The sequence below is a fragment of the Rhizobium mayense genome (assembly GCF_030272705.1).
In the GTDB taxonomy this organism is placed as follows: Bacteria; Pseudomonadota; Alphaproteobacteria; order Rhizobiales; family Rhizobiaceae; genus Rhizobium; species Rhizobium mayense.
The window spans coordinates 125640-148171 of the sequence record NZ_JARFYM010000010.1; the positions used below are offsets into that span (position 1 = coordinate 125640).

General features: G+C 60.8%; 23 protein-coding genes and 1 pseudogene. 10 read left to right on the forward strand and 14 right to left on the reverse strand.

Features of this window, described 5'->3' with window-relative positions; translation table 11 throughout:
- Positions 1-240 precede the first annotated feature (240 nt).
- The 7 genes and pseudogenes from PY649_RS14620 to PY649_RS14650 all read left to right on the forward strand — a co-directional run bounded on the left by PY649_RS14620 (position 241) and on the right by PY649_RS14650 (position 6835).
- Positions 241-435, forward strand: a complete 195-nt coding sequence (locus PY649_RS14620) for a hypothetical protein (RefSeq protein ID WP_285869198.1) — start codon at positions 241-243, stop codon at positions 433-435.
- A 269-nt stretch (positions 436-704) separates the two neighbouring features.
- Positions 705-1700: a P1 family peptidase gene (locus PY649_RS14625; RefSeq protein ID WP_285869199.1), complete on the forward strand. Its 996-nt coding sequence runs from the start codon at positions 705-707 to the stop codon at positions 1698-1700.
- Positions 1700-1822, forward strand: a pseudogene (locus PY649_RS14630) (LysR family transcriptional regulator); the annotation flags it as partial. The gene PY649_RS14625 and the pseudogene PY649_RS14630, both read left to right, overlap by 1 nt.
- A gap of 150 nt (positions 1823-1972) precedes the next feature.
- Positions 1973-3502: an ABC transporter substrate-binding protein gene (locus PY649_RS14635; RefSeq protein WP_285869200.1), complete on the forward strand. Its 1530-nt coding sequence runs from the start codon at positions 1973-1975 to the stop codon at positions 3500-3502.
- Between the two features lie 91 nt (positions 3503-3593).
- Entirely contained in the window at positions 3594-4547 is a 954-nt protein-coding gene (locus tag PY649_RS14640) for an ABC transporter permease (RefSeq protein WP_285869201.1), read from the forward strand.
- Complete coding sequence (locus tag PY649_RS14645; protein ID WP_285869203.1) at positions 4544-5416, forward strand: ABC transporter permease; 873 nt, start codon at positions 4544-4546, stop codon at positions 5414-5416. Before PY649_RS14640 ends, PY649_RS14645 begins: the two co-directional genes overlap by 4 nt.
- A 24-nt stretch (positions 5417-5440) precedes the next feature.
- Complete coding sequence (locus PY649_RS14650; protein ID WP_285869204.1) at positions 5441-6835, forward strand: amidase; 1395 nt, start codon at positions 5441-5443, stop codon at positions 6833-6835.
- Positions 6836-7022: 187 nt separating this feature from the next.
- Here PY649_RS14650 and PY649_RS14655 read toward each other — a convergent pair whose 3' ends face one another.
- From PY649_RS14655 to PY649_RS14670, 4 genes are all read right to left on the reverse strand, one after another.
- Positions 7023-7262, reverse strand: coding sequence for a hypothetical protein (locus PY649_RS14655; protein ID WP_285869205.1), 240 nt, complete (start codon positions 7260-7262; stop codon positions 7023-7025).
- 75 nt (positions 7263-7337) lie between these two features.
- The gene (locus PY649_RS14660) at positions 7338-8192 is read right to left on the reverse strand and encodes a C40 family peptidase (protein ID WP_285869206.1); all 855 of its coding nucleotides are present in this window, start codon (positions 8190-8192) and stop codon (positions 7338-7340) included.
- Between the two features lie 11 nt (positions 8193-8203).
- Positions 8204-8554: a MarR family transcriptional regulator gene (locus PY649_RS14665; protein WP_120702766.1), complete on the reverse strand. Its 351-nt coding sequence runs from the start codon at positions 8552-8554 to the stop codon at positions 8204-8206.
- Between the two features lie 258 nt (positions 8555-8812).
- On the reverse strand, positions 8813-10204 hold the full coding sequence (locus PY649_RS14670; protein WP_285869208.1) for a leucyl aminopeptidase family protein: 1392 nt from the start codon (positions 10202-10204) through the stop codon (positions 8813-8815).
- Between the two features lie 147 nt (positions 10205-10351).
- Between PY649_RS14670 and PY649_RS14675 the strand changes: the two genes are divergently transcribed.
- Positions 10352-11176 carry a tetratricopeptide repeat protein gene (locus tag PY649_RS14675; protein WP_285869209.1) on the forward strand — a complete coding sequence of 275 codons (825 nt, stop codon included), beginning with the start codon at positions 10352-10354 and terminating at the stop codon, positions 11174-11176.
- 6 nt (positions 11177-11182) lie between these two features.
- On the opposite strand, the gene PY649_RS14680 is transcribed toward PY649_RS14675, so the two are convergent.
- The 10 genes from PY649_RS14680 to PY649_RS14725 form a co-directional block, all read right to left on the reverse strand.
- On the reverse strand, positions 11183-11827 hold the full coding sequence (locus PY649_RS14680) for a LysE family translocator (protein WP_285869422.1): 645 nt from the start codon (positions 11825-11827) through the stop codon (positions 11183-11185).
- 133 nt (positions 11828-11960) lie between these two features.
- Positions 11961-12941: a type II secretion system F family protein gene (locus tag PY649_RS14685; RefSeq protein ID WP_285869210.1), complete on the reverse strand. Its 981-nt coding sequence runs from the start codon at positions 12939-12941 to the stop codon at positions 11961-11963.
- Positions 12942-12961: 20 nt separating this feature from the next.
- Positions 12962-13969, reverse strand: a complete 1008-nt coding sequence (locus PY649_RS14690; RefSeq protein ID WP_285869211.1) for a type II secretion system F family protein — start codon at positions 13967-13969, stop codon at positions 12962-12964.
- Between the two features lie 10 nt (positions 13970-13979).
- Entirely contained in the window at positions 13980-15464 is a 1485-nt protein-coding gene (locus PY649_RS14695) for a TadA family conjugal transfer-associated ATPase (RefSeq protein WP_285869212.1), read from the reverse strand.
- 81 nt (positions 15465-15545) lie between these two features.
- Complete coding sequence (locus tag PY649_RS14700; RefSeq protein WP_285869213.1) at positions 15546-16817, reverse strand: CpaE/TadZ family protein; 1272 nt, start codon at positions 16815-16817, stop codon at positions 15546-15548.
- Between the two features lie 37 nt (positions 16818-16854).
- Positions 16855-17583 (reverse strand): CpaD family pilus assembly protein, encoded by a 729-nt coding sequence (locus PY649_RS14705; RefSeq protein ID WP_285869214.1) that lies wholly within the window; start codon positions 17581-17583, stop codon positions 16855-16857.
- A gap of 55 nt (positions 17584-17638) precedes the next feature.
- Positions 17639-19138, reverse strand: a complete 1500-nt coding sequence (locus PY649_RS14710) for a type II and III secretion system protein family protein (RefSeq protein ID WP_285869215.1) — start codon at positions 19136-19138, stop codon at positions 17639-17641.
- A 14-nt stretch (positions 19139-19152) separates the two neighbouring features.
- Positions 19153-19965, reverse strand: a complete 813-nt coding sequence (gene cpaB, locus PY649_RS14715; RefSeq protein ID WP_285869216.1) for a Flp pilus assembly protein CpaB — start codon at positions 19963-19965, stop codon at positions 19153-19155.
- Between the two features lie 164 nt (positions 19966-20129).
- Positions 20130-20642, reverse strand: coding sequence for an A24 family peptidase (locus PY649_RS14720; protein ID WP_285869218.1), 513 nt, complete (start codon positions 20640-20642; stop codon positions 20130-20132).
- Between the two features lie 83 nt (positions 20643-20725).
- Entirely contained in the window at positions 20726-20911 is a 186-nt protein-coding gene (locus tag PY649_RS14725; protein WP_285869220.1) for a Flp family type IVb pilin, read from the reverse strand.
- A 405-nt stretch (positions 20912-21316) separates the two neighbouring features.
- Between PY649_RS14725 and PY649_RS14730 the strand changes: the two genes are divergently transcribed.
- On the forward strand, positions 21317-21745 hold the full coding sequence (locus PY649_RS14730) for a pilus assembly protein N-terminal domain-containing protein (protein ID WP_285869221.1): 429 nt from the start codon (positions 21317-21319) through the stop codon (positions 21743-21745).
- Between the two features lie 153 nt (positions 21746-21898).
- Positions 21899-22522, forward strand: a complete 624-nt coding sequence (locus PY649_RS14735; RefSeq protein WP_285869222.1) for a TadE/TadG family type IV pilus assembly protein — start codon at positions 21899-21901, stop codon at positions 22520-22522.
- Positions 22523-22532: the final 10 nt, after the last annotated feature.

The following is a 22532-nucleotide window of genomic DNA, read 5'->3' on the forward strand; positions in this document are numbered from 1 at the left end:
AATAGCACACTAGATCGCGGGCCCTATCATTGGAGCCCATACAAGTACAACGCCAACTAAGGAAGTGACATGCTGAATTTTAAAGTCATCGCTTCGATCCTTGGGCGGTCCGTGCTTGACCATGACCGCTCGGGCGCACTCTCCCGCCCGTGCTGTCGAATGTGACGTTCGTCCCCTTATCGGATTCAAACAGTCAGTTCGCCATGTCTGCGCCGCTAGAGTGCAGAGGGAGTATTTTTTATGAAGAAGCAAGTCATCGAATATGCTGGCGTTCCCGTCGGCATCGTCGTTCCGGATGAAGACCGGCTGAAGTTCATCGCTGTGAAGTACCACGTCCACGATCTGGACGAACAGCGCTTCAGAAGCACGGACGAGGTCAAGCTCGCCATTCGCGATCTCCTCAGTCGCCAACAGGCCAAGCCGATCCACGTTTGATGGATCGGCTTGGCCGTTTCCTTTGCATCACGACATTATCCGGCCCTCGCCCTTCGGGATCGCTTCGTTCCCGGCCTGGAGCGAGGGCTGAACTTTTGCGCCGGCGTAGCTTGCTCTCCTTGTCCGATCGCCTTTCTCGCCGCCCCATGGTGACGTGCGCCGGCTGAAGGCCGGAGCCTGGAACCACGCAAACCCATCTTGTCTTTTTTGCCTCTTTGCGATCCTATCGCCATGACCACCTCGCGCTTCGAAAGGCGAAGGATTTTTCATTGGCTGATCTCCTCAATCTCCTGACCGATATCGAAGGCGTCGCCGTCGGCCATTGCACCGATCTTGCGCTGGGCTCCGGTGTCACCGCCATCATCTTCGATGAGCCGGCGGTCGCTTCCTGCTCCGTACTCGGCGGCGCGCCGGGCGGACGGGACACGGCACTGCTCGATCCGGCGATGACGGTCGGTGTGGTCGACGGCCTGGTGCTGTCGGGCGGCTCGGCCTTCGGCCTCGATGCGGCTGGCGGCGTGCAGGCAGGCTTGCGCGACATCGGCCGCGGCCTGCAGGTCGGCAGCGCGCGCGTGCCGCTGGTGCCGCAGGCGATTCTCTTCGATCTCGTCAATGGCGGGAACAAGAACTGGGGCCTGCATTCGCCCTATCGCGACATGGGTTATGCAGCCTTCAAGGCCGCAGGCAAGGGCGCCTTCCCGCTCGGCACGGTTGGCGCCGGCACGGGAGCGACCACCGCAACGGTCAAGGGCGGCCTCGGCTCGGCCAGCGCGGTCAGCAGTCAGGGACACAGGATTGCGGCCATCGTCGCCGTCAATGCGCTGGGCTCGGCCACCATCGGCGAAGGACCGCATTTCTGGGCCGCACCCTTCGAGATCGGCGGGGAATTCGGTGCTCTCGGAATGCCCGAAACCATCGACACCCGCCTCAGGCTAAAGGGTGCGAACATTACGGCAACAACGATCGGTGCCATCGTCACCGATGCTGCACTGACCAAGGTGGAAGCGCACCGCCTGTCGATCTGCGGCCATGACGGCCTTGCCCGCGCGCTGCTGCCCACGCATCTGCCGCTCGACGGCGACACGGTTTTTGCCGCCTCTACCGGCAAACACAAAAGGGACGACCTGCAAAGCTTCATGGAACTCTGCCATCTCGCCACTATCGTCATGGCGCGCGCGATTGCCCGTGGCGTCTACGAGGCGACGGCGCTGCCCGTCGCAGGCGCGCAGCCGGCTTGGCGGGACCGCTTTCCGGACGGGAGCTGATGCGCGCCAACTTCATGCGCCAGGCGGCGAAAAACCCTAGCGTCGCGCCGACGGCGATCAGCCGACAGATCGAAAATCTCGGATATCATTTCAGCACGCCCGTGCTCGAGCGTAGCGCCCGCGAGGGACTTCACCAGAGCCGATTCAATGTACCGCATCTGCTATACCGGGCACACATTTTCGGAATTGTGTGTGCGCTTGCGAGATGACACTATTTTGAAAAATTATGCCGGAGGGAAACCGGCGCCGCGAGCTGCAACAAGGGAACTGAAATGACCAAGTTTTTACGTCCAAGTCTGGGCGATTTTGCTCGCCGTCTTGCCTATGGCGCCGCGATATCGGCTGGGCTGCTGATGCTGGGCCTGACGCCCGCCGAAGCGGCCAAGACGACGCTGAACATCGGCATGAGCGTCGAGCCGACCGGCCTCGATCCGACGATCGCCGCTCCCGTCGCCATAGGCCAGGTGACCTGGCAGAACATCTACGAAGGGCTGGTCGCCATCGATGAAAGCGGCAAGATCGTGCCGCAGCTCGCGAAAAGCTGGGACATTTCTCCCGACGGCCTTATCTATACGTTCAAGCTGCAGACCGGCGTCAAATTCCATGACGGCGAAGCATTCGATTCGACGGCGGCGAAATTCGCGCTCGACCGCGCCCGCGACGGCAAATCCGTCAATCCGCAGAAGCGGTTCTTTGCAACCATCGCCTCGATCGACGCACCGGATCCCGAAACGCTGGTGCTGCATCTCTCTTCGCCGACCGGCAGCCTGCTCTATTGGCTCGGCTGGCCGTCTTCGGTCATGGTCGGTCCGAAATCTGCCTACGACGACAAGACGACGCCTGTCGGCACCGGCCCCTTCAAATTTTCGAGCTGGGCCAAGGGCGACCATGTGGAGTTGGTGAAGAACCCGGATTACTGGAACAAATCCGTCGACGTGCAGCTCGACAAAGTAACCTTCCGCTTCATCTCCGATCCGCAGGCGGAAGCAGCAGCGCTAAAGGCCGGCGACCTCGACGCATTTCCGGAATTCGCGGCACCGGAGCTGATGAGCTCTTTCGACGGCGACGCGCGGCTGATGACCAAGGTCGGCAATACCGAACTCAAGGTCGTCGCCGGAATGAACAACACGCGCAAGCCATTCAACGACAAGCGGGTGCGCCAGGCTTTGATGATGGCGCTCGACCGCAAGACGATCATCGACGGCGCCTGGTCCGGCTTCGGCACGGCTATCGGCAGCCACTACACGCCGAATGATCCGGGATACCAGGATCTGACGGGGACGCTGCCTTACGATCCGGCGAAGGCCAAGGCGCTGCTCGCCGAAGCCGGCTATCCCAACGGCTTCACCTTCACCATCAAGACGCCGCAGATGGCCTATGCGCCGCGAAGCGCACAGGTGATGCAGGCCATGTTCGCCGATATCGGCGTCACCATGAACATCGAACCGACGGAATTTCCGGCGAAATGGGTGCAGGACGTCTTCACCGGTCGCGATTACGACATGACCATCGTCGCCCATGCCGAGCCCTTGGACATCGACATCTATTCACGCGACCCCTACTATTTCAATTATAAGAACCCGGTCTTCAACGAGCTGATGAAGAAGCTCCAGCTAACCGCCGACCCAGGCGCACAGAACAAGCTCTATGGCGAGGCGCAGGCGATTCTGGCCGAGGATGCCCCCTCGCTCTTCCTCTTCGTCATGCCGAAACTCGGGGTCTGGGACAAGAAGCTGAAAGGGCTCTGGGAGAACGAGCCGATCCCCTCGAATGTTTTGACCAACGTCTCCTGGGAAGACTGATCTCTTTCACTTCCACGCACACAGCCGGGCGGATCGTCTGGCCGGCTGTGGAATGCTTCGACGCCGGAGATGATCCGGCCATGGACAGGTAATGATCGTACTCCTCACCCGTCGGATCATGGGTCTTATCCTGACCTTGATCGCCGTTTCGTTGCTGGTCTTTGCGGTGATGGCCCTGCTGCCGGGCGATCCCGCCGCCATCACGCTCGGCACCTCAGCGACGCCGGAGACCCTGGCGGCGCTGCGGCACGACATGGGCCTCGATCAACCGTTGGTCATCCGCTACGGCCAATGGCTTGCCGGCGCGCTGACCGGCGATCTAGGCAAATCTTATACTTACGGCGTGCCGGTCGCCGGACTTATCGTAGAGCGGCTGGCCGTGACATTGCCGCTCGCGGTCCTCGCCATCATCCTTTCCATCCTCATCGCCGTGCCACTAGGTGTTGCTGCCGCTGCCCGGCGCGGCGGTGTCTTCGACATCATCGCCACGCTGTTTTCGCAGATGAGTATCGCCGTGCCCGGCTTCTGGGTGGCGCTGCTGTTGATTTTGCTGTTCTCCACCTCGCTCGGCCGGATGCCCGCCGGCGGATTTCCTGGCTGGGGCAATGGCCTGGGGCCGGCGTTCAGGGCGCTGATCCTGCCGGCGGTGGCGTTGGCCCTACCGCAGGCCGGTGTGCTGACAAGAATCACCCGTTCGGCCGTGCTCGAAACGCTGCATGAGGATTTTGCCCGCACGGCGCTCGCCAAGGGCCTGTCCGACGGTGCCGTGCTCTGGGGTCATGTCGTACCGAACGCGCTGGTACCGGTGCTGACCATTCTCGGCCTGCAATTTACCTTCCTCGTCGCCGGTGCGGTGCTGATCGAGAACGTCTTCAACCTGCCCGGCCTCGGACGGCTCGCTTATCAGGCGCTCAGCCAGCGCGACATCATCGTCATGCAGGATGTCGTGCTGTTTTTTGCCGGTCTCGTCATCATCATGAATTTCCTGGTCGATCTCTCCTATCTGGTTATCGACCCTAGGCTCCGCAGTGGAGGCACGCGATGATCACGGTCGAAACCGTCGCCCCCGCCCCGTCCCGCCGTTCCCGTTACCGTCTCCGCGCCCTGCGCCGCGCCAACCTTATCGTCGGCGCGGCGATCATCCTCGCACTTGTCGGCGTGGCGGTTCTATCGCTCTTCTGGACGCCGGTGCCTCCGGCGAAAATGCAGATCGTCCACAAGCTGCAGCCGCCCCTCGCCTTCGGCCTTCTTGGCACCGACCAGCTCGGCCATGACGTGCTGTCGATGCTGATGGTCGGCTGCTGGAATTCGCTGTCGATCTCGATATCGGCGGTCGCGATCGGCGGTACGATCGGGACAGTGATCGGCATCGCCGCCGCGGCTCAGCGAGGGTGGTTCGAATCGCTGGTGATGCGCGCCTGCGACGTGATCTTCGCTCTGCCGCCGATCCTCTCGGCGATGATCCTCGGAGCCTTTCTCGGTACCGGACGTTTTACAGCGATCATCGCCATTGCGGTCTTCATGATTCCCGTCTTTGCCCGCGTGGCGCTGGGGTCCGCGCTGCAGGCCTGGAGCAGGGATTACGTGCTGGCGGCGCGCGCCCTCGGCAATACGCGTTTTTCGATCACCACGCGGCACGTGCTGCCGAATATCATAAGCGGGATCATCGTGCTGGCGACGATCCAGCTCGGCCTGGCGATCCTGACAGAGGCGGGCTTAAGCTTCCTCGGCCTTGGCGTGCCGCCGCCGGCGCCGACCTGGGGGCGGATGCTGGCGGACGCGCAAACCTATCTCGGGCTGGCGCCCTGGCTCGCCATCCTGCCGGGCCTTGCGATCGCGCTCTCCGTCCTCGGCTTCAACATGCTCGGCGACGGCCTGCGGGATCTTCTCGATCCACGCGAGGCGAATCGCTAATCCAAAAACTGAAGAGAATTGATCATGACCGAAGCGACCGATCTTTCCATTCGCCAACTCCTTCAGAAGTTTTCCGAGAAGAGCCTTTCGCCAAGCGAATACTGGCTGGCGCTGGAGAAACATATCGAAGCTTGGGAACCGACGATCGCCGCGCTCTACGCCTATGACCCAGAAGAGGCACGCAAGCAGGCCGCCGCCTGCACCGAGCGTTGGGCTAAGGGCACGCCGCTGGGCGCACTAGATGGCATTCCCGTCACGCTCAAGGAATTGATCGCGACCAAAGGCCAGCCGGTGCCGCTCGGGACGGCCGCCGTCGAACTCGCTCCCGCCCCCGAGGATGCGCCGATTGCCGCCCGTCTGCGCGAGGATGGCGCGGTGATTTTCGCCAAGACCACCTGCCCGGACTACGGCATGCTCTCTTCCGGCCTTTCCAGCTTCCACAAGCTCAGCCGCAATCCCTGGGACCCGACGCTGAACCCCGGCGGCTCCAGCGCCGGCGCTTCGGCGGCGGCGGCGGCCGGCTACGGGCCGTTGCACATTGGCACCGATATCGGCGGATCGGTGCGGCTACCCGCCGGCTGGACCGGCATTTTCGGCTTCAAACCGAGCTACGGGCGCATCCCTGTTGATCCCTATTATGTTGGCCGTTGTGCCGGGCCGATGACCCGCACCGTCGAAGACGCCGCCTTTTCCATGGCCACTCTGTCGCGGCCCGACTGGCGCGACGGCACGAGCCTGCCGCCGAACGAGATCGACTGGATGGATCTCGATATCGACGTGCGCGGGCTAAAGATTGGCCTGATGCTCGACGCCGGCTGCGGCCTGCCCGTCGACACCGAAGTGCGCGATGCGGTGATATCGGCCGCCAAGCGCTTCGAAGAGGCCGGTGCCATCGTCACCGACGTCGAGCCGGTGCTGACGCGGCAAATGCTGGATGGGCTGGACGTCTTCTGGCGGGCGCGTTTCTGGGGCGAAATCATGGGCCTCAGCGCGGAGCGCCGCGAGATGATCCTGCCCTATATCTACACGTGGGCGAAAGGCGGAGCGGATATCAGCGGCGTCGATGCGGTGCGCGGCTTCAATCAGACTCTCGAAATGCGCAGGAGTTGCGGCAAGCTGTTTGCCGAGGTCGACGCGGTGATATCGCCGACCAACCCGATCGTCTCTTATCCGGCCGATTGGGCCTCGCCCACCAACGACCCGGACCTGCCTTTCGAGCATATCGGCTTTACCGTTCCCTGGAACATGTCGGAGCAGCCGGCCTCGTCGATCAATTGCGGTTTCTCCCGCTCCGGCATGCCGATCGGACTACAGATCGTCGGTCCACGTTTTGGCGACATGCTTGTCCTCCGGCTATCGAAGGCCTTCGAAGACTGGACCGGGGGAGTGATGAACTGGCCGAAGCCACCCACTCACTAGCTCCTTCTCCCCTCGGGGAGAAGGTGCCCGCCCATCGACAAGCTCAGGAGGGCGGATGAGGGGGTCCCGCGTCAAACGCAGAACGGACCTTTGAGGTTGACGAAGAACCAGTCCGCAGCAACGCCCTTCACCCCGCGCGTGCCGCGCGACCTCTCCCCGCCGGGGCGAGGGTGGGCCTGCTGCACTACTACAGCGTCGCGGCACCCTTTTGCTCGACATCGGCACCAAGCTGCCGCAGCACTTTCTCGATGACGCGCAGATCGTCCTGTAGGCCGTCGTCGGCGCTCATCATGCTTTCGCTGCCGGCGCGTTGGATGCCGCGGGCTTCGCTCTGGAGTTCGCGCAGGCGATCGATCTTTCGGCTACGCCGCAGACGGCTGTCGCCAAGAATATCCCTGATTGCTTGTTCCATGGCCGTAATCGGCATGATGTTTCTCCTCTCGATCAAGGTATTCAACCGAGGGAGTAACGGGTTAAAACCCATGCCGGTTCCGGTCGGGCCTCAGTCCCGAAGGCGGCGATAACCGGTCGGCTGCTGGTAGAGCCAGCCGATTCGCTCCACGGCGGCAGCGAAATTCTCGCGCGCCACGGTCATGGTATGGCCGTTGGCATGGACGATGGTTTTCTCGTCTTCCATGATGGCCACGTGCCCCTTCCAGAAGACGAAATCACCGCGCCTCAGCTCTTCGCGCGCTATCGGCTCGCCGAGGCCGGCGGCCTGCATGTCCGTATCGCGCGGCGCGACGCGGCCCGTCATCAACAATGCGAGCTGCACGAGGCCGGAACAATCAATGCCGAGGCCCGAGCGGCCGCCCCAGAGATAGGGCGTTTCCAGGAACCGCAGGGCGACATCGACAAAGTCGCCACCGTCATTGTAGCCGATCGGCTGCACATGCTTGGCAAAGATGGCCGCGCCGCCTTCCAGGACGACATAATGGTTGCCCCGTACCTCGGCCGTACCTGTAACGCGCACGCGGCTGCCCATGGACAGCACATCGGTGTGGGGCTTACGGAGCTCCGGCTCGGGATAGAGAAAGGTCCGCTGCGTCACGACGATATGGGTCGGTGCTGCCTGTTCTCTCAGGATCGCCTTTTCGGGCAGATAGCCGACATAACCATCCGACGCCGCTTTCACCCAACACCATCCATCCCTGCGCTCGAAGACATCGACGTCCTCGCCAAACAAAAGCTCGGTATCGATGCCGCGCGCCAGATCCGGCTGCGGGCGAAGGGCGACAACGGGAACGACGACTTGGGCCTTGCTGCCTTCGACAAAACGGTCGGCCTCGACCTTGCCCTGGAGAGAGGCATCGGCGAGATCGGGCCGGAAAGCGTTGAGGCGGCGGTCGAGCGTCATGAATATGCTCCTTACACTGATAGTTTGCGGCCTTGCTCGATGATGAGATCACCGAGCTTTTCCAGATAGAGCGCGCCGGTGACGGTGCGCTTGATGATGACATTACGACGATCGCGCTCATCACGCACGCGATCAACCAGCCCCATCTCGCCCATCGTATCCAGGGCGCGGGTGATGACCGGCTTGGTTACGCCAAGCGTTGCGGCAAGCCCCCGCACCGTATGCGGCGGCGGCACGAGATAGATTTGCAGGAGGATCGCCATCTGTCGAAGGGTCAGATCATGGTCCTCGCGACGCACCTGCTCGAGCGCCACGCCATGCCAGAGGCCGAGAGCCTGCGAGGCAGAGAGTTCAAGCGGCAAAGGCAACCCCGGGGATCGTTACGCTGCCGTTTCAGTTTCGGCCAAGATCATGGCGGATTCAAGGGGACTAACGGCGAAACGATCTGTGGCCGCCTCGTGGTTCGAGGCCTTGCCGCCTACGCTAGCGCTGCGGCAACAAGGCACCTCACCATGAGGCGGAGCGAATTCGCAACCGGCAAGAGGAGCAGCCCTCATGGTGAGGTGCGAAGGCCCGCAGGACCGTAGCCTCGAACCACGAGGGCGGGCAGCGCGTCGCCCCTATCGCACACTCTGCCGGATATGGTGATAGAGTGCCCGGATAGCCTGTGCCTCGCCGCCGCCTGGGGAGTGGGGACGCTCGTTCTGTGCCCAGCCGTAAATGTCGAAATGCACCCAGCTCGACGTATTTGTCACGAAGCGCTTCAGGAACAAAGCGGCCGTGATCGAGCCGGCCATGCCGCCGGAGGGCGCGTTGGTGATATCGGCAAATTTGGCGCGGATATCCTTGTCGTAGCCCATGTAGAGCGGCATGCGCCACAGCGGGTCGTCCGTCTCCAGGCTCGCCTCGGTTAGATCGCGAGCGAGATCGTTGTCGTCGGTGAAGAAGGGCGGCAGGTCGGGGCCGAGCGCGACACGGGCAGCGCCCGTCAGCGTCGCCATATCGATCATCAGATCGGGCGCTTCTTCGTCGGCATAGGCAAGTGCATCGGCGAGGATCAACCGTCCCTCGGCATCGGTATTGTCGATCTGTACCGTCAGGCCCTTGCGGCTCTTGTAGATGTCGCCGGGACGGAAGGCATTGGACGAAATCGAGTTTTCGACAACGGGAATGATGACGCGCAGGTCGACCTTGAGCTTGGCGTCCATGATCATCAGCGCTAGGCCCATGACATTGGCGGCGCCGCCCATGTCCTTCTTCATCAACAGCATCGAGGATGCCGGCTTGATGTCGAGGCCGCCGGTGTCGAAGCAGACGCCCTTGCCGACCAGCGTGATGCGGCGATGCCCCTTCTTGCCCCAGCGCAGCTCCAGCAGGCGCGGGGCATCGGCGCTGGCGCGCCCGACCGTATGCACCAACGGGAAATTCTCCTTCAGGAGGTCGTCGCCGATGATGACCGACATTTCCGCCTTGTAATGCTCGGCGAGCGCCCGGAAAGCAGCTTCGAGCTGTTCCGGCCCCATGTCGTTGGTCGGCGTGTTGATGAGGTCGCGGGCGAGGAAGACGCCGGCGAGCTGGCGCTTGATATCGGCGGCGTCGGCGTCGCGCGGGATCATCAGCGTCGGCGGGGTTGCCTTTTCCGATTTGTAGCGCTCGAACCGGTAGCTGCCGAGACCGAACCCGAGCGAAAGCCGGTTTGCCGTCAGCGGCGCAGTCTCGATATGCCAATCGCCCGCCGGCAGGCCGCGCGCCAGCTTGCCGGTCAGGAATGGCTGTTCCGAAGGGTTGGAGCCGAGGCCGAACAATGCGCCGCCGAGATGACCTTCTTCCGTCGGAATCAACAGCAGCGAGCCGCTTTCGGCCTTGTAACCGGCCTTGCGCGCCCAATCGAGCGCGATGGGATCGATGGTGCCGGTCTCGATATGGGCCGGGGTGACCGCAAAGATCGGCAGCGTTGCGCCGCCCTTCGAATTGAAGGGGCTGGCGCGCTCGATGAATTGATAGGGGGCCATAACTGTCCTTTGGCAATGATTTCAGGGAATCGCGGGTTAACTCTCTGTTAGGGTTAACAGATTATTGCTGGAGCGAACATTGCGTCAAACCTTTCCCTGTTCCGATTCGAGGCCAGGCGCAGGACTCAGCATTCCGGGATAGGCGCTATGGCCACTTCATCAATCACGTCTTCGCTCAAGACTTTTCTTTTCCATGGCGCTTCCGCAGCACTTGTGGCGCTTGCGCTTGCCGGCTGCTCGACGACCGGAAAAGACAAGATGACCACTGGCTCGATCCCGACGGTGTCGAAGCCCGTCGATGAGATGAACAGCTCGGATATCGCTCAAGCGACCCTTACCCTGGGCAAAGCTTACGACGCAAATCCGAAGGATCGCGATACCGGCATCAACTACGCCAATGTTCTCCGTATGAGCGGCCGAAACGACCAGGCGCTGGCCGTCATGCAGCAAGTGGCGATCGCCCACCCCAACGACAACGGCGTGCTGGCTGCCTATGGCAAGGCGCAGGCGGCGGCCGGACAGCTCAACGAAGCGCTCGCGACGATCGACCGTGCGCAGACGCCGGACCGCCCGGACTGGCGGCTGGTTTCGGCGGAAGGCGCGATCCTCGACCAGCTCGGCCGCTCGGCCGAGGCGCGCGGCAAATACCGCGATGCCCTTGTGCTGCAGCCGAACGAGCCTTCGATTCTTTCCAATCTCGGCATGTCCTATGTGCTGACGGGTGACCTCAAGACCGCTGAAAGCTATCTTCGCTCCGCCGTCAGCCAGCCGGCGGCCGACAGCCGCGTGCGCCAGAACCTCGCTCTCGTTGTCGGGCTGCAGGGCCGCTTCCCTGAGGCCGAACAGATCGCCCGCCAGGAACTGACGCCACAGCAGGCGAACGCCAATGTCGCCTATCTGCGCTCCATGCTGGCGCAGCAGAATTCCTGGCAGAAACTCGCCGCCGGCGACGCCAAGAAAGCGGTAAACTAAAGCGGTTCAGCGCCAGATATGCCGTGGCAGGCCTTCGGCCACAAGCCGAACGCCGAGCGCGCCCATGACGGTGCCCGCGATCCTGTCGATCCAAAGCTTGGCTCCGAGATAGAGCGAGCGCGGACGGTTCGACGAAAAGGCGATGGTCACCACCGTATACCAACCCACCTCGACGGCGAAGACCGCCAGCGGCACTGCGAGCATCAGCCCAGGAGCAGGTTGTGCCGGCAGAAGCGCTGCAAAAATGCTGCCATAGAAAATGGCCGTCTTCGGATTGCTGAGCTGCGTTCCCAGCGCAAACCAGAAATTACGCCTGACGCTTCCGCCGGATGGCGTCACCGGGGCATCGAGAGCGAGATCATGGGCCGCACTCCGCCAAATGCGGATGCCGATATAGATCAGATACAGGCCACCGGCGACCTTAAGGGCAAGATAAAGCCATTCGACCTGCATCAGCAGTGCGTTCAACCCGAACAGCGTCAAGGTCGCGAAGGTCACGCTGCCAACGCCCATGCCGAGCGCGGCGGCAAGGCCAGCCCTGCGCGAACGGGAAACGGCTATGCGGGAAACGAGAACAAAACTCGGGCCGGGACTGATCGCCCCGATGAGAACGGCGGCGACGACGCTGAAAAAGATGGCTATGGACGACATGCGGATCCTCCCGATACGAATGGCGTCCGGGCGAACAGCGCTCTTCTGCCGCGCCGATGCCATCCATCTCACATCGCCGATGACGCCGGATTGCAACTTAATCAGGCCCGACACCTGCGGCAAGTTTTCCATCTCAGAATTTATCCATCACCTGGATAGCCGCCGGGCCGAGAATAACGGCCATGAGAACGGGCAGGAAAAAGACGATCATCGGCACGGTCAGTTTCGGTGGCAAGGCGGCCGCCTTCTTTTCCGCCTCGTTCATGCGTTCGTCGCGACTTTCCTGCGCCAGAACGCGCAGCGCCTGTGAGACCGGCGTGCCGTAGCGTTCTGCCTGGATCAGTGCCTGCGTCACCGATTTGACGATTTCGATCTGGGTCCGGCTAGCGAGATTGTCGAACGCGGCGCGACGATCCTGCAGGAAGGAGAGTTCCGCCGTGGTCAACACCATTTCTTCTGCAAGCGGCGGCGATTGCTCCGACATCTCCTCTGAGACGCGGCGCATACCGGCCTCGATGGAAATGCCCGATTCCACGCAAATCAGCATCAGGTCGAGCGCATCCGGCCAGGCGCGCTTGATGGACTTTTGCCGCTTGGTCACGAGATTGGAAATATAGATGTTCGGCGCGTAGAAGCCGAGATAGGCGGCGCCGATGACGCCGAGAAGGCGGATCGCGAACGGCTTGGCGGCGAAATAGCCAAGGACGAAAACGAAAATGACGGCAACCGTCAAAAACAGGAACGGCAGCAGAAAGCGCGCCACCAGAAATATGTTCAACGCATTTTCCGAGCGCAGACCGGCGGCCCGGAGCCGATTGACCGTATTGGCATCCACAAGGGCATTGCGGAGATTGAAGCGTTCGACGATCTGGCGGACATTGTGGTTGTTCTGGCTGCGCAACGACGCCTTGCTGCCGTCGCTGTTCAGCCGGGCGCGTTCCCGGGCGCGGATTTGCTCGCGCTCGGTCGAAACGGCTTTCATCCGCTTGTTGAGGTCGCCGCGCTCCAGGAAGGGCACCGCGATCGTGTAGAAGGTGGCGAAGACGGCGATTGCCACGAATACGGCAAGAAGCATGCCGGGATCGGTCAATTTGCTGGCGATATCGGAGGACATGTCTCGGCGTCTCCTTCAGGTCAAATCTCGAAATTGACCATGTTGCGCATGATGTAGATGCCGAATGACATCCAGATGCCGGCGGCGCCCAGGATCAGATGGCCGCGCGGATCGACGAAAAGAATCCTCATATATTGCGGCGAGGTCAGGTAGACGAGCGTCGCGACAATGAACGGCAGCGCACCGATTATGACGGCCGAGGCTTTTGCTTCCATCGACAGTGCAGTCACCTTCGCTTTCATCTTCTTGCGCTCGCGCAGCACGCGCGAGAGGTTGCCCAGCGCTTCTGACAGGTTACCGCCGGCCTGCGCTTGGATGGCGATGACGATCGAAAAAAAGTTCACCTCTTGGAGAGGCATATGATTGTTCATGCGCGCGCAGGCGTCGGTCATGCTGAGGCCGACCTGTTGGGCTTCTACGACCCGCCGAAATTCCGATTTGACGGGTTCGCGGGCCTCGGCTGCCACAAGGCGCACGGCGTCATTGAGCGGCAGGCCCGAACGGAGCGAGCGGGTGATGAGGTCGAGCGCATTGGGAAATTCGTCCAGGAACTTGTTCTGCCGGCGCTTGATGAGGAAGCCGACGACCCAGCGCGGCAAGCCGAAGGCGGCGGCAAACGGCAGACCGAGCACCACGGCGAGCGGGGCGTGGATCAGGAAGAGGACAACCATGACGAAAAGGCCGAACAGGACGCCGAAGAGATAGAAACGTGCTGGCGTCAGCGACAAGCCGGCATGTCCGAGCCGCATCTTCAACGATTGTTTCTTCTTGGTGTTCTCCAACTGGCGCTTTTCCAGATCCTTCAGCGAATCCTGCACCGATTTGCGCCGTTTCGACATTTCCTGCACACGGTCGCGCGCTGCCTTGACCTTCGTGCGGTCGGTCTCGGCCGATTTGATGCGGTTGACTCGGCTGTCGGCCTTTTTCTGTGTCTCGATCCGAGAATAGAGGACGGCATAGCAGACCGCCGCCGCGGAGACGGCTGCGAGCACGACAATCAAAAGCACTACCGGATCGGCACCGAACATCGGGGAAGTCCTATTTCGACTTGTTTTCCATTTCGTCGAGGGCAGCAGCCAAGCGCTTTTCCTCGTTGTAATAGCGGGCACGGTCCCAGAAATGCGGCTTGCCGATGCCGGTCGACATATGCCGGCCGATGATGCGACCGCTCGCATCTTCGCCTTCGATCTCGTAGCGCATCAGGTCCTGGGTGATAATCACATCGCCTTCCATGCCGATCACCTCGGTGATCTGGGTGATGCGGCGCGAACCGTCACGCAGACGGGCGGCCTGGATCACGACGTCGACGGAGGTTGAGATGATTTCGCGCACCGTCTTGGCCGGCAGGCTGAAGCCGCCCATCGCAATCATCGATTCCATACGGCTCAGGCATTCGCGCGGCGTATTTGCATGGATCGTGCCCATCGAGCCGTCATGGCCGGTGTTCATCGCCTGCAACAGGTCGAAGACTTCCGGTCCGCGCACTTCGCCGACGATGATGCGTTCAGGACGCATGCGCAGGCAGTTCTTGACAAGATCGCGCATGGTGATCTCACCCTCGCCTTCGATGTTCGGAGGGCGGGTTTCGAGGCGGACAACATGCGGCTGCTGCAATTGCAGTTCGGCCGTGTCCTCGCAGGTGATGACGCGCTCGTCGCGATCGATGTAGTTAGTCAGGCAGTTCAAAAGCGTCGTCTTACCGGAGCCGGTACCGCCGGAAATGACGACATTGCAACGAACGCGGCCGATGATCTGCAGCAGCGTGGCGCCCTCCGGCGTGATGGCGCCAAAACGGACGAGCTGGTCGAGCGTCAGCTTGTCCTTCTTGAATTTGCGGATGGTAAGCGCCGGGCCGTCGATCGACAGCGGCGGAGCGATGACGTTGACGCGCGATCCGTCCGGCAGGCGGGCGTCGCAGATCGGGCTCGATTCATCGACGCGACGGCCGACCTGGCTCACGATGCGCTGGCAGATGGAAAGAAGCTGGGCATTGTCGCGGAAGCGGATTTCCGATTCGACCGTTTTGCCACCGACTTCGATGAAGGTCTGGCCCGCGCCGTTGACCATGATGTCGGCGATGTCGTCGCGGGCAAGCAGCGGCTCCAGCGGACCGTAACCGAGGACGTCGTTGCAGATATCCTCGAGCAGCTCTTCCTGCTCGGAGATCGACATCGCGAAGTTCTTGATGGTGATGATGTCGTTGACGATGTCGCGGATTTCCTCGCGCGCCGCCTCCGCATCGAGCTTGGAGAGCTGCGACAGATCGATCGTATCGATCAGCGCGGAAAAGACCTGCGATTTGGTGTCGTAATATTCCTCGGTGCGCACCGGCCGGCGGCGTGTCGGCGTCTGCATCGAAGGCGGTGCCACCTGCTGGCGCTGTTGCGACCCCTCGCGCGCCGGCTCGACCAGCACAGTCGATGCCGCCGGCGCCGCAGCAGCGGAGGGTGCGCGCGGCGGCGACGGCGGAGCCGCTATGCCGCCGCTCTTTGCAGGACCATCATTTCCGCGTCTGCCAAACATGCCGTCGATCCAATTCTACGCTGGAGCATGATGTCAAAAGTGCGAACCGGCTTTCGAACACGATCATGCGAAATCAAACAATTACTTCCGTTTCAGGAGGCCGAGCAGGCCGCCCTTCTTCGCCTTCTTCAGCGCAACGCGCCCGGTGACGATGTGCGATATCTGTGAGAAGGTCTCGGCGATCGGCGATTTCGGATCGGTTTCCGAAATCATGCGACCGCTATTGGCGGCGTTGCCGAACAGGTTGATATCGAAAGGAATGATGGCGATCGGGTCGGTTTCTAACGGCTCGCAGAACTCCGAGGGACCGATTTCCGGGCGCTTTGGCATGCCGACCTGATTGAGGATGAGATGGGGCGCCTTGTCGTTGGGGCGCAGCTTGCGCAGCGCATCCAGCATGTTCTTGGCGTTGCGCAGATTGGCGAGGTCGGGTGCCGCGCAAATGACGACCTCATCGACCGCCGAAAGCACGGAGCGCGTCCACTCCGTCCACAGATGCGGCACGTCGAGCACACTCACAGGCGCACTGCGCTGCAGAACGTCGAGCACCGGCTGAAACGCTTGGCCTTCGAAATCATAGGCGCGATCGAGCATCGAGGGGGCGGCGAGCAACGATAGGTGCTGCGAACACTTGGTCAAAAGACGGTCGAGGAAGACTTCGTCAAGGCGTTCCGGCGCATAGACGGCCTCGGCGATGCCCTGAGCCGGGTCCTGGTCGAAATCGATATTGGCGGTGCCGTAAGGCAGGTCGAGATCGGCGAGAATGGTCTCGGTCGAGAACAGGTTGGAGATGCCGAAAGCGCAATTATGCGCGATGGTGGACGCCCCTACCCCACCCTTGGCGCCGATGAAGGCGACGCTGCGGCCGAGTGGCTCCGCGTCGGGATCGACGAAGATTGCGGCCATCGCCGCCATGACATCCGTCATGGCGACCGGGTGGACCATATATTCGGAAATGCCGTTGCGGATGAGCTCGCGATAGAGGCCGATGTCGTTATGATGGCCGATGATCACCACTTTGGTGCTCGGATCGCAGACGGCGGCAAGCGGTGCAAGCTCGGCCAGCAGATTCTGCGGATTGGCGCGGGTTTCCAGAATGATCAGATTCGGCGTCGGGGTCGTGGCGAACATGTTTGCCGCCGCCGCTGTACTGCCGCTGGTGATCCTGAGGCTGACCTTGGACATGCGCCGATCGTTGGCGCATCGGTCCATCACCTGCTGCAACTGCTCGCTTTCGCAAAAAGCATGCACGGAGATGCGCGGCAGCGGTCGCATGTTTTCGAGATCGCCGACACGGGGCGCGTCCTCGGCTTCCGCAGCGGCCTGCTTGATGTCGTAATCGATGGCGCTCATGACTTTATCCTGTTGCGGCGACCGTAAGCTCGCATGTTTAGAAACCACTGCCGCCGCTGCCAAAGCCACCGACCGTGGCCGTGCTGGTTGCGGTCGAACCGTTGCGATAGTTGTCGATCACCTTGCTGCGCTGGTCGGCATCGATCGGCGTCACGGCACGCGGCGCGATGAGATCGGTCGGATTGGCGACTTGCGCGGCGAGGTTGTTCTGGGTGGCGCAGCCGAAATTATAGTAGTTCTGATTGTCGAAAAAATTGTCGGCGAGATCGTCCGGCCACTGGCCGCAGGCATTGGTGGCGGCGGTCGTCGCCGTGAAGCGCAGGCGGATCGGCGCAGCATCATAGGGACCGCCGGCCGGATAATAACTATCGACGATGCGCGCCGACGGAATGCCGTTCGCCGCCAGTTCCTGACGAATTTGCCGGCGCAAGGCAGACGCGGCCGGCGAGTTCGCCGATTCCCGCGGGGTAAGAATTTCGACGGTGCCGGTTGCGTGCGCGCGATAATCCTGCACGAATCCGCGAACTGTATCGCGCGTGCCGGGGGTCAGACGACGATCGCCGGCAGAGATCGGAATGTCGACGTGGTGTTCCTTCTCCGTCAGCACGATCGGATGACGCTGACGATAGTCGTCGGAAATGGCGCTGGTCCTTATGCCGTCGGGCGAACCGGCACATCCGCTGACGGCGGCAGCCATCATGATCAAGGCCATGGCTGCGAATCGCGGGCTGGTGACGCGGGGCGCATTGCGATCGAGGCTGGCCATTTTTTGGTCTCTCGTGGATCCGGTTGAAAAGGGGCGTGTCATGATCCGTTTGCCCTCACTTGTAGATAAAGCCGACTGTGCCGTGGAAATTGGCATCGGCGACCGGCGGCCCATCTCTGCGACCGTAGATCTTGTTGACACGGTTCATGAAGAAGGCAGCGGCATCGTTCGTCGGGGAGAAATTATCGTCGGGACGAGCCAACTGATCGCGAGCCACCGGCCGCACGAGGTAAGGCGTCGCGATGATCACCAGTTCTTTTTCGTCGCGCTGAAAGCTCTTCTGCCGGAACAGCGCGCCGATGATCGGGATCTTCGAGGCGCCGGGCGTTCCGTTGGTATTCTGCTGGATGTTATCGCTCAGGAGGCCGGCGAGCGCGATCGAGCCGCCAGAAGGCAATTCGACGGAGGTGTCTGCTGCGCGCTGGTTGTAGGTTGCCTCGCCGGCAGTGCCTACGGGTTCGGAAACCTGAGTCTGGACATGCAAACTGATGCGTCCGGCCGAAAGGACGACGGGCGTAAAGGCGAGGCTGATGCCGTAAGTATACGGCGTGATCGTCACCTTGCCATCCTGATCGATCGTGGAATAGAGCGTCTGGCCGCCCGAATTGAAGGTCGCGGCCTGGCCTGAAATCGCTGTCAAGGTCGGTTCGGCGAGTGTGCGGACAGCGCCAGCTTGCTCCATGGCGTTCAGATAGCTGTTGATATCGTATTTGCCGATCGTGGACTTGAACAAGGCGGCGATGCCGCCGTTGCCGGTGGCAGCCGTTGCATCGCTACTGACGTTGCCGAGCTGCGCAACGGTGAGGCCGGAAGAATTGCTGACGAGGTGGTCGAAGCCGATCGACTTCAGAACACTCCGCTTGATTTCGGCGACGGTAACCTTCAGCGTCACCTGATCCTCGCCTTCGATCTGCAGAAGATTGACGATCTGTGAGGTTTGGCGCGCTTCGGCAAAGAGAGCGACGGAATTGTCGCCGCCGCTGCCGCTGGCGGTTTCGGTGCGGGTGGTCGCCTCGCCGCCCTTGAGGAAGGCTTCGGCCAATTGCTCGGCGCGCGCCGAATCCTGTGGCGTACGGACCGTGCCCGTCAAGACGATGTTATCGGAGACGATCTCGACATTGATGTTGGAGTCCGCGATGAAACGCTTGAGATTGGTTTGCAGGCCGGCGATGTCGCGTTCGATCTGCAAGTCGAGGCTAACGATCTCCTTCCCGTCGGCGCCGAAGACGAAGATATTGGTCTGGCCGACCGTCTTTCCGAACAGGTAGATGCGGCGCGAGGTGCGCGTCACGGCATCAGCCATCTTCGGATCAGAAACTAGAATATCATGGGCGTCCGCCGGCAGGTCGACCACCAGCGCCTTGTTGAGGCCGAGCTTCAGCGTGCGCTTGGTGCCGAGGCCGGCGATGGTGACGATGGTGTCGGAACCGTCGGCCCTGGCCGTCGCCATGCGCAGGAAAGCCGGCGCTTCGGCGAAAGGCAGGCCGGCGAAAGCGACCGAGAAAGAGAGAGCCGCAGACGAAAGAAGGTCGATCGGTTTGCTGGTCTTGAACATGGTCCCGCCCCTTCTCATTGCGTCTTGGCTGCGGCCGTGCCGTTGGCAACGATCGCGCCTGATTTGATGACCTGGACGACCGCGCCGCCATTGTCCCCGGTCAGCAGATAGTCCGCAGCGGTCGTATCCGACTGACCCGCATCGGCGACCGAGCGCAGCGCCAGTGTCAATCGATCGGCAATCTGCTGGGCGACCGCCAGAACCTTGGTCTGGTCCGGCGTCAGCTCCAGCGTCGCGGTCGTGCCGACCACCGCCTTGGTCCCATCCTGCTTTTCCTCGATCTGCTGATCGACGGCGAGGACGCGGACGTTGCTGAGCACGGTCTCGGTCACGAATTTCTGCGTATCGCCCTTGCGAACCATGATCACGTCAACACGATCATTGGGAAGGATAAATCCGCCGGCACCGGTGGCGACGGAGATTTCGGTGGCGACTGCGCGTTTGCCGGAAGGCAACAGAGAGGAGAGAATGTGGCTGTTGGAATCGGCGACTTTCTCTTCGCGGATCGGTTCACCTTCAAAGATCGGCAGGCGGACAACCGCACCGTTCAGGTCCTTCAGCGCATCGGGACGGTCGGCTTCAGTGATGAAACCTTTGACAAGGCCACTCTGCGGCCAGGCCATCCAATGGACGGACTTGTCATTCAAGCGCGAGCCGACCGGAAGATTGGCGTCGGCGACGAGCACATTGACTGTCGCCTCCTTCTCCACCACCGCTGCGACCTGCGGCACAACATTGTGCGAACCGGCCAGACGCATCGCCAGCAGTCCGGCAAGCCCTGCCGTGACAACTGCCACCGCGAGTATCATTAAGCGAGCGGGTTTCATGATCATTCCTTGGGGAATACGACTCTTCGCCCCGCAGAATGCTCTGTAATTGGTGTAATTATGGTTAATCGTATATTACATTTACAATTATTTAAGCACGACTATTAAAGAACCATAATATACAGCGCCGTGTAATACATCATTAATACTTAGATAAATCTAAATTAGATAAGACGCGAAGTAACCGCAATGACCAGCGGAGACGAAGGAAAAACCAGGAAGCCGCCAATGGCGATGGCAATGCCATACGGGATTTTCTTGGCCATCAGTAGCGAGTTCGGCACCGGCAGGCCCATAGCCAGGATGACGTTGGATTGCGAACGCAGCATAAGAATGAAAATCGTCACCACGCCGCCGAGGAAGGCGACATGGACGAGGAAGGACAGTAGCGACAGATCGAAACCGAACCAGACTGCGGAAGCCGCCAGCAGCTTGGCATCGCCACCGCCCATAACGTTCAGGGCAAAGAGCGCAAAGCAGATACAAAAGACAATGGCCGCCCCGGCAAAATGCATGCCGATGTCAGCCCATGCTAGGCCGAGTAAGGGTGCAAGCACCATGAAGGAGCCAAGCAGGATAAGCGACACCCGATTCGGGATCGTCATCGTAAACAGGTCGGAAAGGGCCGCGACCGCAAGGCAGAGCGGGAAGATCAGCAATGTTGCGGCTTCAAGCATCGAAGACTTCCCACTCAAAATATAAATGTCAAAAACCGCTCATGATACTGAGCGGTTTCCGAAGACATTAGGTCGCAATACCATCACGGATACTTCTGAGCCGCAGTGTCCATCTTGGTCCCAATGTTGATGAACGTATTGTTGAGCACACCGCCCAGGGTCGTAGCGCCGGTGATGATGGCAACGGAAATCAGCGCAGCGATCAGGCCGTATTCAATTGCGGTCGCACCGGATTCGTCTTTCAAGAAACGCGAAAAAAGCTTGGTCATAAGTTTACTCCACTCACTTTGTTGACAGCACGTCCGCCAACTGTTTGCCGTTGATCGGATGAGTTGCACGGTAGCGGTTGGCCGTTTCCATCGCTTTAAGGAATTGGGTTAACAGATCGGAAATTCTAAAACGCAAATAGACTAGTTAACGTCAAATCATGTCTTTCCGAGCAATTTTAAAGAAAATCTTCGATTTCCATACAATGATTAGGCTCTGATGTATTAGGACGATGCATGGAACGTCTCTGAATATTTCATGACCGTAACGGAAATCCCAAAATGGAAGGCCAAGGCGGCGAACTTGCATCGGAATTGCACGGGTAGCCTTCCCTTAATTGTTCATTCACCATTCTTTCTCATTGTATTTGGCAATCGTTTCCGCCACCAGCTTCACGAGGCCAGACCATGCCAACCCGCGGCAGAACCGCATTCTTTGCTTGCGCCGCCGCAATAGTGGGCCTGATACCGCAGCTTTCCCATGCAGCGGATGACGGCATGCTGCGCGTCTATATGGATCACGCGCGCGTGCTGAAACTCGATCGTCCCGTCAGCAAGGTCATCGTCGGCAATTCACAGGTTGCCGATGCGACCGTCGCCGATCCGAAAACCATCGTGCTTACCGGCCGCAGTTTCGGCACGACGAATATCGTTCTGCTCGATTCCGACGGCAACGCGATCGTCGACGAGCGTATCCTTGTATCGATCGACGAAGGCAATACGGTCCGTGTCTACCGTCAGACTGACCGTTCGGTGCTGTCCTGCACGCCTACTTGCGAGCAGCATGCCCAGCAGAACCATGCCCAACAGAACAATGCTGCAGCCGCCAGCCCGTAAGGGCCGGCTCCCTCTTATATTCAACTATACTGTACAAGACTTATCTTTCTCAAATAAATCCGGACTTCCTCTCAATATGAAGAGAGAAGAGAAACGGATTATCAAGAAAGCAGCTCTAGTCTCATCCCCATTTAAATCGCCGCGGATTCCGGTATGACGCCAGACGACGATATTCTTGGGGGCAAGAGCCCTGCGCGGCGACGCGCGGGGGGACGTCTGCGCGAATTCGTGCGCTCTCGCGACGGCACGGCAGCCATCGAATTCGCCCTTCTGGCGATCCCCTATTTCCTGATCATTTTCGCAATCCTGGAAACCTTCGTCGCCTTTATCGCGGAGCAGGTCGTTTCCAACGCCGTCGATACCATGGCGCGTCAGATCAGGACCGGGCAGATCACCGCTGCCAATACGAATGAACAGCAATTCCGCCAAGCCTTCTGCAACGAGATTTCGGTCATCATCGCCTGCTCGGCAGCCGAGCTGACGACGCCAACCAATCTTTATCTTGACGTCGAAAGCTACCAGACCTTTGCGGCCATGCCGACCACCATCCCACGCGCGTCTTCGTCCAATCCCTATTCCGACATCAGCACAACGGGCTTCAAATACGCACCCGGCGGCGCCCAGTCGTACAACATGGTGCGCGCCTATTACCGCTGGCAGATAATAACCGATCTTCTGCGGCCTTACCTCACCACCATACGCCCAACTGACGGTTCCATGCCGACGACCTATCTCATCGTCGCGACTGCCGCCTTCCAAAACGAGAATTTTCCGTGAGGAGGATGGC